The sequence below is a fragment of the Bacillus sp. GW823-FHT06A11 genome (genome assembly GCF_058795355.1).
The window spans coordinates 1-13,809 of sequence record NZ_JBXAHS010000010.1 but is presented as its reverse complement, the minus strand read 5'-3'; the positions used below and the strand labels follow the sequence as shown (position 1 = coordinate 13,809).

Below are 13,809 nucleotides of genomic sequence, written 5' to 3'. Positions count from 1 at the left end.
CTGGTAAATATTAACTAACCTTCTTATAATAAAACGTGGGGCTAATGTGAGAATTTAGTTTTAAACAAATAGGGGGAAGAAATATGTCAAAAAAATTACTTTCTTTATTTTCTGCAGTAATCGTAGCAGCTTTTGTAATAACCGGCTGTGGTCAAAGCGATACGACAAATAAAGAACAAAAAGAGAATGCAACAAAAGAAAGCAAAACGGAAAAAACAGATACAACGAAAGAAAGTAAACCTACTGAAAAAAAATCCGAAGATAAAAAAACTGAAGATAAAAAGCCTGAAAATACAGCTACTGGATCAAGCGACTACTCTAAGCTGATTTCCTATATGGAAAAAGAAACAGGTGGTAAAACAAAAGTTCTTTTTGAAAATAAAGAACCACAAGTCTATAAAGCTGAAGATGTTTCAGTATCAATGAATAGTTACACATTAGTTGAATTAAATGGATTCCATACAAACTTCGATATTCCGTTTAATCGTCAAACAGAAGGCGGAGTTATTCTTGTGAACTACAGCGTAAAAAATAGTTCAGCTAAAGATATTTATTATATGCCAGCATTGGACATGTCATTTACTGGCGCGCAGAAAGCATATAGTAACTATAAAGATTTAATTCCAAAAGAAGATCAGCTCCCAACTAAACTTGCTCCAACGAATGATTACTTAGTAAAAGCAGGAGAAACTATTTCTGGTTATATCGCTTATCCATTCGGAAAAGATGATCTAGCGAAAATTTCAAGTCTCTCAACAGTCTCAGTCACAGTCCCAACTGCACAAGCTAATAAAGGAAAATTTGATGCTCCAATCGGAAATCCTGGAAGCTTTTCATTAAGTTTAAACAAACAGGGTGCTGAAAAAGTTGCAACAGATAATACTTTCTACCAAGATAAAGCTACAGCTAATAACATGGGCGATAAAAAAATGTTAAAAGAGAAATCAAGTATTAATAACAATCAAGAATTAGGCGCTGTTAATGTTACATTAGACGGATACCAATTCACTCAATTCACACCAAATTCCGTCGAAGCTCCACGCTTTGCAAATTTTAAAAACGGTCTTGTTCTGTTAACAGTAAAATTCAAGCTTGATAACAAAGATGCTCAAGACGTTTCACTGTCTCCTATAAGCTCTACATTGAGAGTGAATGATGGTACACAATATACGATTAATGAAGGTATGCTATTAAATTATGACTATAATGCTTCAGTCAAAACAGGAACATCTGGAGAGTTACTACAAGTATATATTTTAGATCAAGAGCAGTATGAAAAGATTTGGAAAGACAAAAGCTTTGAGATTGAGTTAGGACCTATGAGAAATAAAGAAGCTAAAGATATTTCACAAGGTAAAAAAGCTAAATTTACATTACCTAAATAAATTAATAAATATATAATAGAAAAGGCATATAACATATGATTGTTATATGCCTTTTTCATTTTATAAAAACACCATTTTTGTTCACACTTTATCCATTGTGAATTTTTTCACAATGGATATATAATAAACATGTAAATAGAATATTGGAGGGATTTCAATGGTTATCAATTTTTTAAGAACTGATAAACGTGCTGCTTTCATATTATTATTTTTACGATTTTACATAGGATATGCATGGCTCGCTGCTGGGATAGGTAAAGTTTTCGGACAATCTTTTGATGCAAGTGGTTTTCTAAAGGGCGCTATCGCTCAAGCATCAGGTGACCATCCTGCAGTACAAAGTTGGTGGGCAGATTTTCTTCAAAATTTTGTTCTTCCAAACGCAGACCTATTTAGCTTTTTAGTTCAATGGGGAGAAATTTTAGTAGGTCTAGGTTTAATTTTAGGCGGATTAACAAAAACAGCTGCATTTTTCGGAATCATAATGAATCTTTCATTTTTATTAAGCGGAACTGTTAGTGTAAACCCAAATCTGCTTATTTTAACTATGTTCATTTTAGTTGCAGGGCAAAACGCTGGACGTATTGGATTAGATGGCTATGTTTTCCCTAAACTTTTCCGTAAAAATAACCACGGAACATATAAATTAAGTAAAACTGCGTAGTAACAGTTTACTTTTAAAATATAAATAAGAAAAAGAGCCTGAGTATAGGCTCTTTTTCTTATTTATCCTAATTTAAACTTTTAACGAGCCACGAAAACCTCTGGCAGCATAGTAAGAGTCTGCTCCATTGTGGTACACGAAAACATGTCCGAAGCGATAATCGCAAAATAGAGCACCACCGAGTTCTCGAATATCTGAAGGTGTTTGTACCCAACTTGATGATTTCATGTCAAAATCCCCAAGTTGTTGCATTTCCCGATATTGTTCTTCCGTTAATAGTTCAATGCCCATAGCATTTGCAACATCAATAACATTATTTTCTGGTTTATGTTTTTTTCTTGATTCTAACGCTTCAAGATCATAACAAAGACTTCTGCGCCCTTTAGGACTCTCCTTTGAACAATCATAGAAAGTATATTCGTCCTTTTCTTCATCATAACCGACAACATCCGGCTCACCGCCAGTTACTTCCATTTCGTTAAGTGACCATAATTTTTCAGCATTAGCTTCTATCTTAGCTTCAACCTTAGCCCATTCAAGACCTTCATGGCGGTTCATATTTTTCTCAAAACGAGCTTGCAATACTTTCAATAACTCTTGACGTTTTTCTACTAGTAAGTCATTTTTATTTCCTGTCATATTAGTCCTCCCTGATGTGTGTACAGATATTAGTTTAAGTATATATTTTATAATAAATCATCTCAAGATGAAGACCGTTTCAGCCTTATGTCTTGTACAAACATCCATTATAAAGTTCTAAAACCCTCCATACTTTCTCCAAGAATATAGTGTGAAAACCACATCAAATTCTGCTTCATAATAGCTACATTCATTCCCGGCTGATTAGGACTATATGCCATTCCTTTAAATATAATTAATTCTGTATCCACTTCCATATCCATTAATCCTTGATATAGATCATATGCATTTGTAATTGGAATTCTTGCATCCTTTTCTCCATGCTGAATTAAGGTAGGCGTACAAGCTGATTCAATATACGTCATAGGTGATGTCTTCGTATATATCTCTGGATCATTCCATGGAGTATTTCCTAAATACATTCTAATAAAATAAGGTATATCTGTATTTACATAATGGGTACTCCAGTTAGTGATTCCACCGCCAACTGAAATAGCTTTAAATCGACTACTAAATGTAGAACAGAAAGCTGATACATATCCACCGTTGCTCCATCCCATAACTCCTACTCTATCCTTGTCTACCATCCCTTTTTCTACTAGTTCATCCACTCCAGATATAACATCATCGTAGTCAGCAATCCCCTGTTTTCTATAGTTAGCTTTTAAAAATTCATTACCATAACCTGAACTTCCTCTGTAATTTGGTTCTAAAACGATAAAGCCTTTTTCAATAAACTGTTCAATCGGATATTTCTCATTGAAGCAGTCTGAAAATATCGGAAAAGACGCCCAAGCCGGACCGCCGTGAATTACTACTAATAAAGGATATTTTTTATTAGTATCAAACTCTACTGGCGTTGATAAAACACCTTCTATTTCAAGACTATCGCTACTTTTCCATGAGATGATTTCCCTGTTACTTCTAAGTTTCCCTTTGAAAAAGCTATTTTCATCCGTTATTTTTTTATCGTCTAAATAGATTTCAAAGGCTTCATTTGTTATTGCCTTATTGTAGGATATATATTTTCCATCCTTTGTTATAGAAGCATCCATTATAAAGCCATCTACTTTTTCGCTTAATATTTCCACAGTTCCATCTTCAGCTAGCAACCCAATAAGATAATTCGTTTTATTCTGCCATCTAATTAAAATCCCTTTAGCTGTCCACTGTAATGGCATAACCGTACTATCAAAATCTGTTAAAGGTTGAATTAGCTCTCCATTATGAATATCATATATCTCTAACGTACTATCTTGTATATAGTTTCTATAGTAATCTCTCTCTTATGCTTGCTGAGTAACAAATTTTGCTGCCCTCTGGAGAAAAGCAAACACTCCCTCCCAACAATTTATCCACATTCAGCTTTTGTAGCTCTCCAGGTTTAATATGGAGTATGTATAGATCTCCATTTATATAATCTGCCATATTTGAGCTTGGTGTCGCCATAAATACAACCTTTTTACCATCATTTGAAATATCAAATTCATGGATATGAAAATCCTTACCATCAGTTAATCGATAAACAACTCTGTTCTCATGTTCATCTGTATCACTTTGTATCACCTTTTCTATTTCAATGTAATATAAACAATTATTCTGGTGTTCCTTACTTACATGATCGAAATCTCCATATAATTCCTTACGTTTCTTTATTTCCTCACATTCTTTTGACTGTGCAACATAATAAAAACCTTTGCCAGCAGGATCCCATTTGAATGTACTAATTCCTTCCTGCTCATCAGTAATTTGAACCTCGCTATAACCATCTAGCGACTTAACAAATATCTGATTTTTCCCATCACCAACTGGACTAAGATATGCGATACACTTAGCATCTGGAGACCATAATGGGTGTGTACTATCTATATCCCCATTTGATAATGGGTAACTCTGCTTCTTATCTTTTTCATATATCCATACATGATTCCTATATGTATTGTCTTTCCAATCAGCCGTCTTCTTTACAAATGCTACGTTTTTACCATCATCACTTATGTTTGTACTTGATAAGGTTGGTAATGAAATAATCTCTTCTATACTTAGATATGTTTTTTTAATCGTTTTCATCAATATCCCCCCTGAAATGTCCATAAATCTCTCGTCTCTTTTTGTCGTAATAAAAGAAATTGTTCATGAATACTTAAAATAATAACGGAAAATTCAGATAAATAAAAGTGAATTCGATAAAGTAAAACTTTAATCTATAGGGTTCTATCCACTTACCAATTCTAGATGTTATTTTTCGACACAAAAACACCCCTTTAGATAAAATATCTAAAGGGGTGCAAATTTGTAAATTTATTTTAAAGCTACAACTATATTTATTAACCTACCAATCTCCTACTCAACAGTAACAGACTTAGCTAAGTTACGTGGCTTATCAACGTCACACTCGCGGTGAAGTGCTGCGTAGTATGAAATAAGTTGTAATGGAATAACTGCTACTAGCGGTGCTAGTGCTTCGTGTACAGCTGGTAATACGAAGCTGTCTCCTTCCATTTCTAAGCCTTTCATTGAGATGATACATGGGTTAGCTCCGCGTGCTACTACCTCTTTCACGTTGCCGCGAATTCCAAGGTTTACGTGCTCTTGTGTAGCAAGTGCGATAACTGGTGTACCATTTTCGATTAAAGCGATTGTACCGTGTTTTAACTCTCCTCCAGCGAATCCTTCTGCTTGGATGTAAGAGATTTCTTTTAGTTTTAACGCACCTTCTAATCCTACGTAGAAGTCTACGCTACGTCCGATGAAGAAACAGTTACGCGTTGTCGCTAAAAATTGTTTTGCTAATGCGTCCATTTCTTCTTTTTGATCACAAAGTTCTATCATTGCATTTGCTACAAGTCCTAGTTCGTGTGTTAAATCGAAATCAAGAACTTCACCTTTTGCTTTAGCAATATCAGCTGCTAAAATTGAAAGTACTGCAAGCTGTGCTGTGTAAGCTTTCGTTGATGCAACTGCAATTTCTGGTCCAGCATATAACGGAAGTGTATAATCAGCTTCACGAGAAAGAGTAGAACCAGGCACGTTTGTAATTGTTAATGCTTTATGACCCATTTCATTTGTTTGTACAAGTACTGCACGGCTATCAGCAGTTTCACCACTTTGTGAAATGTAAATGAAGAATGGTCTTTCTGTTAATAATGGCATGTTATAAGAGAATTCACTTGCTACATGCACTTCAACTGGCATTTTTGCAAACTTCTCGATAAATTGTTTTCCAACAAGACCTGCATGATAGCTCGTTCCACATGCAATGATGTAAATACGATCGCTATCTAAAATCGCATTGCGAATGTCTTGATTTAATTCAATCTCGCCATTTTCATCTTGATACTTTTGAATTATATTACGGATTACAAGTGGTTGCTCATCGATTTCTTTAAGCATGAAATGAGGGTATGTTCCTTTTTCAATATCACTTGCATCTAATTCCGCTGTAAACGGTGCACGTTCAATCGTTTCACCTTGTAAATTTTTAATTGTAATACTTTCTTTCGTTACGATTACGATTTCTTTATCCATTAACTCAATAAATTGATCTGTAACTTGTAACATCGCCATAGCGTCGCTCGCCACAACATTAAAGTTGTCACCAACACCTACTAATAGCGGGCTTTTGTTTTTAGCAACATAAATCATGTTTGGATTTTCAGCATCAAGTAATCCGATTGCATAAGAGCCATGTAAAAGAGATAGCGTATTACGGAACGCTTCTTCTACACTTAATCCTGTGCTCACTTGTTGTTCCATAAGCTGTACGATAATCTCTGTATCTGTTTCACTTACGAACGTTACATCTTGTAAATATTCCTTTTTCACTAATTCATAGTTTTCAATTACACCGTTATGAACTAGTGTAAAGCGTTTTGATGTACTTTGATGCGGATGCGCGTTTACTTTACTTGGAACACCGTGTGTAGCCCAGCGTGTGTGTCCGATACCTACGCTTGCTGCTACGTTCTCATCTACGATTTCACGAAGTTTTGCGATACGGCCTTTTTCTTTGTATACAACAACACCGTTCTCTGCTTGTACTGCAATACCTGCTGAATCATATCCACGATATTCTAGCTTTTCTAAACCTTTTAATAAAATTTCCTTTGCATCTTGCTCTCCAATAAATCCTACGATTCCACACATGTTTAGTCGCCGTTACAAATGCTTACACTGCTCTGCGAACATGTAACGACATAGTCCGATACCATTTTTATTTATACTAAAAAAACGGATTACATATTGCTAGCCCTGTAAGCTTGTAACGGCTTTCACCTTCCTCTCGATTGGGTTTAAGTCCGTATATACTTATACAGCTAGTTTTCATCCGTTCCTCTTCTCTCATCACACTTTCACCTTTGTCCACTAAGTCACCTTAATGATTTAAGTAAAAGTTTGCGGTTGTGATGAACAACCGGGAGTCATCCGCCGAAATCTCGATAAACCCCACCTCGTCAACTACACTATTTGTAGTTCTGGCGCTTTTATAATTTACAATATTTCCTTTGAGAAAAAGAACAAGACCATCTTATAACAAACATGGATAAACCGTCAATGAAATTTTTTTCATCGTCTATAAAACATATGAAAAAGGAGCACTTTTTGTGCTCCTTTTTCATATAAATTCAGCTAATTACTCAGCGCCAACTTCGGCTTTCACAACTTCTACAATGCGATGTACATATGCATCACAAACTTCTTGTGTTGGTGCTTCTGCCATTACACGAATAAGTGGCTCTGTTCCAGATGGACGAACAAGAATACGGCCATCACCGTTCATTTCTTCCTCTACAACACGAATAATTTCTTTAATTTTTTCATTTTCTAATGCTAATTTTTTATCTGTTACACGAACGTTTACTAGCAATTGTGGGAATTTCGTCATTTCTCCTGCAAGCTCAGATAATGGTTTTTTCGTCATTTTCATGATGTTTACAAGTTGAAGTGCACTTAACATTCCGTCACCAGTTGTAATGTAATCAAGTAAGATAATATGGCCTGATTGTTCTCCACCTAAGTTGTAACCACCGCGTTTCATCTCTTCCATTACATAGCGGTCACCAACTGCTGTTTTATCACTTGTAATATTGTTTGCTTCAAGTGCTTTGTAGAAACCTAAGTTACTCATAACAGTTGAAACAACTGTATTATGTTTTAATTGACCAGTTTCTTTCATGTACTTCGCACAAATAAACATAATTTGATCACCGTCAACGATGTTTCCTTTTTCGTCTACAGCAATTAAACGGTCGCCATCGCCATCAAAAGCAAGTCCAATATCCGCACCTTTTTCTTTTACCAATTCAGCTAAGCCTTCTGGATGTGTAGATCCTACACCCTCGTTAATATTCATACCGTTTGGAGAAGTTCCCATTGTTGAAATATCAGCTTCTAGGTCTGCAAATAAGTATGGAGCTAGAGAAGAAGTTGCACCATGTGCACAATCTAAAGCGATATGTAGGCCAGAGAAATCTTCTTCAACAGTTTGTTTAATGTACTGTAAATATTTTTGTCCACCTTCAAAGTAATCGCTCACTTGTCCAAGATTAGTACCTGTCGGACGTGGTAGTTCATCAACTTCTTTGTCTAATAAAGCTTCAATCTCAGCTTCTTGCTCATCTGTTAATTTAAAGCCGTCTGAACCAAAGAATTTAATACCATTATCTTGTACTGGATTATGAGATGCAGAAATCATAACACCTGCTTGTGCATCTAGTGCTTTTGTTAAATAAGCAACGCCCGGTGTAGAAATAACGCCAAGGCGCATTACTTCTGCTCCAGTTGATAATAGACCTGCTACTAAAGCTCCTTCTAACATATGGCCAGATACACGTGTATCACGACCGATAATTACTTTTGGACGATCTGTATCTTTTGTTAATACATAACCACCAAAACGCCCAATTTTGAAAGCTAATTCAGGTGTTAACTCCTTATTTGCAACTCCACGTACTCCATCTGTACCAAAATATTTACCCATTATGATTCGCTCCTTTTTCTTGCTCTTTTTGATTATGGTTATCTACCGTTGGTTCTTGACTAGTTTCTTTATCTTTATCTTGATTTTGGTTTTGATTATTTTCCTGTTCCGTTTCTTTTTCTTGATTGGATTCAGGATTTTTTGGCTTCTCATTTTGATTTTCTTGATTGGTGTTTGAATCCGGTTGTTGACCGTTACCTTGTACTTCTTTATCTGGTTTTTCTTTCTTTACAATAGTAACTTTAGCACTTTTTTGTTTTGGCTCTATTGAAATATTACCAGGTCCACTCACTTGAATAGAAATATCTTTCGTCCCTGAAGATACATTTTGCAAATTAATTACCGCTGTTATTTGGGCAGCTGTTATTTTATCTACTATACTTGCTTCTCCTGAAATATCAACACTTATCTTTCCATCTTGCGGCGAAATTAGCTGAGCCGTAACATCTTTAGAAAGTCCATTTTTTTGGATTGGGATGCCATCAATCGTTTTTGTTTTCGTTTGTTTTGTTTTTTGCACTCCCACCGAAACCTTCACTTGATTCGGTTTTGCACTGGTTACACCCTTGGGTAATAAAACAGAGGCATCGAATGTTGTAGACTCTGTCAATTGACTAAGATCTACTTCGACCCCCTCTAGCGATTGTATATTATCCAAAATATCTTTTGGACCAGCTATTGTTACTTCTCTCGGCTCGACACTGATATTTGTAACTGCCAATCCTTCTGCTAAACTCCCCTTCTTCGTATACGTTACAGGAACAGTTTTTTCAGTATTATTGGCTGTAGTTTGCGTTGCCACATTCAATGTTACACTAATTTTAGATGGACTTGTTCTTACATTTAAACGTTTTCCTTCTTTATTGTATAATGTAACTTCGGGCGTTTTTGTAACAGTTTTATTAACACCTTTTAAATCAACATACGCTTTGGCAGATGAAATGCTTTCAATTTCTTCTTTCGTCCCAACTACCTCAACAGTATCCGGTTTAATGCTTGATTTTTCGAGAGTAGCCCCCGCTGGCATTTGATCCTCATTTGATAATTTCAAATCTACATGAACATATTTTCTCGCCTTTTCATGAAGAGTAACTTTAATTGTTGATGGCTGAACTGTTCCTTTCACATCGTCTGGAAGCCCGTTCGTTTTTAAAGAAATCTCATAAGTTCCTTTTGGACTATCTCGCAAATCAATTGGTATGTCAAATTGTTTTTTTGCTTTTGCTGTAGCAACTGATGCTTTTGGGCCTTCTAACTTCACCTTAACGCCCTCTGCTGGAATACCACTTACAATATATTTCTCCTCATCATACTTAAGATTAATCTCATAATTAGTTAATGTTTCTTTCGTATCATTTGCAAAAGGTAATATACCTGATGTCGTATTTTTCTCAGTTAACGTCGCTGACATAAAAAGCATACACGCCAATAGTAATGAGATCCCTTTTAAAAACCAATGATTCTCCATTAACTTATCCATGACGCTTTCTCCTCCAATTCCATAAAGACGAAGAAGTCGTTTTTTCGTTCCCACTAAATTCAGCTAATAACATATCCTTCAGCTGTTCTGTCTTCAAATCACGATGCAACTTACCATTTTTCGTTAAAGAAATTTGACCAGTTTCTTCAGACACAACTACTGTAATACTATCAGTAACTTCACTAACTCCCATTGCAGCACGATGCCTAGTTCCTAATTCTTTAGAAATAAACGGACTTTCTGATAATGGAAGATAGCATGCTGCTGCTTTAATTGTACTTCCTTGCATAATTACCGCTCCGTCATGAAGAGGTGTATTTGGAATAAAAATATTAATAAGTAATTCCGATGATACGTTTGCATTCAGCGGAATACCCGTTTCCACATAATCACCCATACCGGTCTCTTTTGACAAAGTAATTAATGCACCTATTCTACGTTTCCCCATATATTCGGTTGCTTTTGCTATCGCTGTTGCAACCATTTCAGGTTCATCATCCTCATGCGGTCCAACACGCGAAAATAAACTCCCGCGCCCTAGCTGCTCAAGTGCTCTTCGCAATTCTGGCTGAAAGATAATAATAACGGCTAAAAATCCCCATGTTAATACTTGTTCAGTTAGCCAAGATAACGTATGCAATTCAAGGAAAATACTAATCATCTTAACGACAATGATAACTGTAATCCCTTTTAAAAGTTGAACAGCTTTCGTCCCTCGGATTATGAGAATCAGCTTATATATAATAAACCATACAATGGCAATATCTAATGCCGTACTAAGATATTTCAAAATGGTCGTATCTTCAAAAGGCATGCTATCCCTTCCTCCTACTTACGAGCAATTCTATCCATATATTGAAATATTGTTTTATGCTCTATCTGTATGTATTTCCAACAACTAGTTAATTATACCATACATGAAACAAACGACAATTACAAACAACCCCCTTTAGCTCAAATTGGTAAGATGTCAAACATTTTTATCTTACAGTATAATATAAATCATTATTATACGCCTATTTTCAAATAAAAAAAGCAACTTCTCAGTTGCTTTTCTTACATTTATTTTAGTTTTTCACCGAATAAAGAACCCATTAAAGCAACTGCTGTTGTTGCCGTTCTATTTCTCTCATCTAAAATCGTATTTACCTCAACAAATTCAGCAGATGTGATAATATCCGCTTCTGCTAACATTTCCATCGCCAAGTGACTTTCACGATAAGATAGACCACCAATTACAGGCGTCCCAACACCTGGTGCATCATGAGGATCAAGACCATCTAAATCTAATGATAAGTGTACACCATCAGTATGAGATAAATATGCGATTGTTTCTTCCATAACAGCCGTCATCCCCATACGATCAATTTCATGCATTGAGAACACTTTAATACCTTCATTGCGAATGAAATCTTTTTCTCCTTCATCCAATGCACGCGCACCGATAATTACGACATTCTCTTTTTTCACCTTTGGATATGCTCCATATAAATCTACAAGTGAAGAATGTCCATAACCTAAACTTGCTGCAAGTGACATACCGTGAATATTTCCAGATGGTGAAGTTTCCTCTGTATTTAAATCACCGTGTGCATCATACCAAATAACACCTAAGTTTTTATAATGTTTTGCTACACCAGCTAATGTACCGATAGCAATACTATGGTCACCACCTAATACAAGTGGAAAACGACCTTCTTCTATAATATGATCCACCTTACTTGCTAATTCATTACATACAGTTGCAACTTGTGTAAGGTTTCTTAATTTTGTATTTTCATCTATCTCTTTTTCTCTCTCTATACGTATATCTCCCATATCTTTAACGTCATATCCAATTTCTTCAATTCTTTCAATTACCCCTGCATAACGGATTGCGCTCGGTCCCATATCAACGCCACGACGCATCTGCCCTAAATCCATTGGAACTCCAATAACTGAGATTTCTTTTTTCATAGATAGTATCCCCCTTCTGTGCCTTCACTAAATATTTTAAATCTTTTATATAGTCTGACTCAACTCGACATTTTTCTGTATGGATATACAAATTATTCACTTATATTCACGTTCAAAATCAAATTTCAAGACTATTCTATGTATAAAGTTAACTTAATGAAACAATCACAATCACTATTATTAAATAATAATAAAAAAACACCCCTACATTTAGAAGTGTTTTTCTGACGCTATTTTCCATACTGTTGCAATATTCTTCGTTGTCATTTCAATATTTTCTTCTGCTACTCTATATGCTTCTTCTAGTGTCATCGGTCTCGTTGTAATACTAAATACCGCATCTATTCCTTTCTCGTACACGGCTGAATAATCAGATGATACAGACCCTCCAATGGCAATTACAGGCACAGAAAAACGTTTCGCACGCCCCGCAACACCAACAGGAGCCTTCCCATATGCAGTTTGTTCATCTATTCTACCTTCACCAGTTATAATGAGATCTGCATCTTCTATATGTTTATCGAAATTTGTATAATCCAATACAATTTCAATGCCCCTTCGCAAGTCTCCCTTTAGCACTGAAATAACAGCCGCCCCCATTCCTCCTGCTGCCCCTGCACCAGGTATTTCAGATACATCAGAAGATACATATCTTTTAAGGATATTCGCATAATGTTTTAAATTCTCATCTAGCTCTTTCATCATCTCTATATTCGCACCCTTTTGTCTCCCAAATACGAAAGATGCTCCCTGCATTCCGACTAATGGATTATCCACATCACATGCCGCTTCTATCTTTACCCTCTTTAAGCGTGGGTCCATTTGTGAAAAATCAATAGCAACAATCGAATGTAACGTACCTCCAGATGGATCTATTACTTCACCCTTATCATTTATAAATCTTACTCCTAAAGCTGCTAACATGCCTGCCCCACCATCATTTGTAGCACTTCCTCCAAGTCCTAAAATTATGTACTCCGCCCCTTGATTTAGCGCATGTAATATAAGTTCTCCTGTTCCTTTTGTCGTTGTAATAAGTGGGTTTCGCTTTTCAACTGGAACGTGCTGTAATCCTGATGCTGCTGCCATTTCAATAAACGCTGTCTTTTTATCTTTAGACACGCCATAAAAAGCTTGCACACTTTCTCTAAGCGGTCCTGTCACACTAATTGATATAATTCTCCCCCCTGTAGCATCAACAAGCGATTCAACCGTCCCTTCTCCTCCATCTCCAATTGGTATTTTCACATACTTTGCATTAGGAAAAATTGCTCTAAAACCTCTTTCAATAGCTTCACATACTTCTATAGCTTTTAGGCTTTCTTTATATGAATCAGATGCAATAACAACTTTCATAATTATCCCCCATCCCTTATTTTTACGTTTTCTTCATTTTAAACGATAAATATAAAAGTTGTCTTTTTAAACACAAAAAAGCTTACATCATATGATGTAAGCTTTTTTGTGTTTAGATGGAGCCTAGCGGGATCGAACCGCTGACCTCCTGCGTGCAAGGCAGGCGCTCTCCCAGCTGAGCTAAGGCCCCTTAGTAATAAAGCGGAAGACGGGATTCGAACCCGCGACCCCAACCTTGGCAAGGTTGTATTCTACCACTGAACTACTTCCGCGAAAATGGTGAGCCATGAAGGATTCGAACCTTCGACCCTCTGATTAAAAGTCAGATGCTCTACCAACTGAGCTAATG

Annotated in this window: 9 protein-coding genes, 2 tRNA genes and 2 pseudogenes; 2 read left to right on the top strand and 11 right to left on the bottom strand. The window is 36.0% G+C overall.

Annotated features, from left to right (window positions below; all coding sequences use genetic code 11):
• The first annotated feature begins 83 nt into the window (after nucleotides 1-83).
• Nucleotides 84-1,385, top strand: coding sequence for a DUF5068 domain-containing protein (locus tag AC1Q8L_RS27745; protein ID WP_000038602.1), 1,302 nt, complete (start codon nucleotides 84-86; stop codon nucleotides 1,383-1,385).
• A 157-nt stretch (nucleotides 1,386-1,542) separates the two neighbouring features.
• Nucleotides 1,543-2,049: a DoxX family membrane protein gene (locus AC1Q8L_RS27740; protein WP_000236337.1), complete on the top strand. Its 507-nt coding sequence runs from the start codon at nucleotides 1,543-1,545 to the stop codon at nucleotides 2,047-2,049.
• 72 nt (nucleotides 2,050-2,121) lie between these two features.
• Here the strand turns inward: AC1Q8L_RS27740 and AC1Q8L_RS27735 are convergent, their stop codons facing one another.
• The 11 genes and pseudogenes from AC1Q8L_RS27735 to AC1Q8L_RS27685 all read right to left on the bottom strand — a co-directional run bounded on the left by AC1Q8L_RS27735 (nucleotide 2,122) and on the right by AC1Q8L_RS27685 (nucleotide 13,732).
• Nucleotides 2,122-2,688 carry a DUF4256 domain-containing protein gene (locus tag AC1Q8L_RS27735; protein WP_098311640.1) on the bottom strand — a complete coding sequence of 189 codons (567 nt, stop codon included), beginning with the start codon at nucleotides 2,686-2,688 and terminating at the stop codon, nucleotides 2,122-2,124.
• A 107-nt stretch (nucleotides 2,689-2,795) separates the two neighbouring features.
• A pseudogene (locus AC1Q8L_RS27730) lies at nucleotides 2,796-4,758 on the bottom strand (S9 family peptidase).
• Between the two features lie 273 nt (nucleotides 4,759-5,031).
• Nucleotides 5,032-6,834, bottom strand: coding sequence for a glutamine--fructose-6-phosphate transaminase (isomerizing) (gene glmS, locus AC1Q8L_RS27725; protein ID WP_000334155.1), 1,803 nt, complete (start codon nucleotides 6,832-6,834; stop codon nucleotides 5,032-5,034).
• A gap of 12 nt (nucleotides 6,835-6,846) precedes the next feature.
• Nucleotides 6,847-7,033, bottom strand: a pseudogene (locus AC1Q8L_RS27720) (hypothetical protein).
• Between the two features lie 288 nt (nucleotides 7,034-7,321).
• The gene (gene glmM, locus AC1Q8L_RS27715) at nucleotides 7,322-8,668 is read right to left on the bottom strand and encodes a phosphoglucosamine mutase (protein WP_000521476.1); all 1,347 of its coding nucleotides are present in this window, start codon (nucleotides 8,666-8,668) and stop codon (nucleotides 7,322-7,324) included.
• Nucleotides 8,661-10,148: a CdaR family protein gene (locus AC1Q8L_RS27710; RefSeq protein ID WP_000359607.1), complete on the bottom strand. Its 1,488-nt coding sequence runs from the start codon at nucleotides 10,146-10,148 to the stop codon at nucleotides 8,661-8,663. The genes glmM and AC1Q8L_RS27710 overlap by 8 nt, the downstream gene beginning before the upstream one ends.
• Nucleotides 10,141-10,962: a diadenylate cyclase CdaA gene (gene cdaA / locus AC1Q8L_RS27705; protein ID WP_001115694.1), complete on the bottom strand. Its 822-nt coding sequence runs from the start codon at nucleotides 10,960-10,962 to the stop codon at nucleotides 10,141-10,143. The genes AC1Q8L_RS27710 and cdaA overlap by 8 nt, the downstream gene beginning before the upstream one ends.
• Nucleotides 10,963-11,210: 248 nt before the next feature.
• Nucleotides 11,211-12,104, bottom strand: a complete 894-nt coding sequence (rocF, locus tag AC1Q8L_RS27700; protein WP_000711574.1) for an arginase — start codon at nucleotides 12,102-12,104, stop codon at nucleotides 11,211-11,213.
• Nucleotides 12,105-12,314: 210 nt separating this feature from the next.
• Nucleotides 12,315-13,460, bottom strand: a complete 1,146-nt coding sequence (locus AC1Q8L_RS27695; protein ID WP_000869578.1) for a glycerate kinase — start codon at nucleotides 13,458-13,460, stop codon at nucleotides 12,315-12,317.
• 117 nt (nucleotides 13,461-13,577) lie between these two features.
• Nucleotides 13,578-13,650, bottom strand: a tRNA-Ala gene (locus AC1Q8L_RS27690).
• Nucleotides 13,651-13,660: 10 nt separating this feature from the next.
• Nucleotides 13,661-13,732 (bottom strand) — tRNA-Gly (locus AC1Q8L_RS27685).
• Nucleotides 13,733-13,809: the final 77 nt, after the last annotated feature.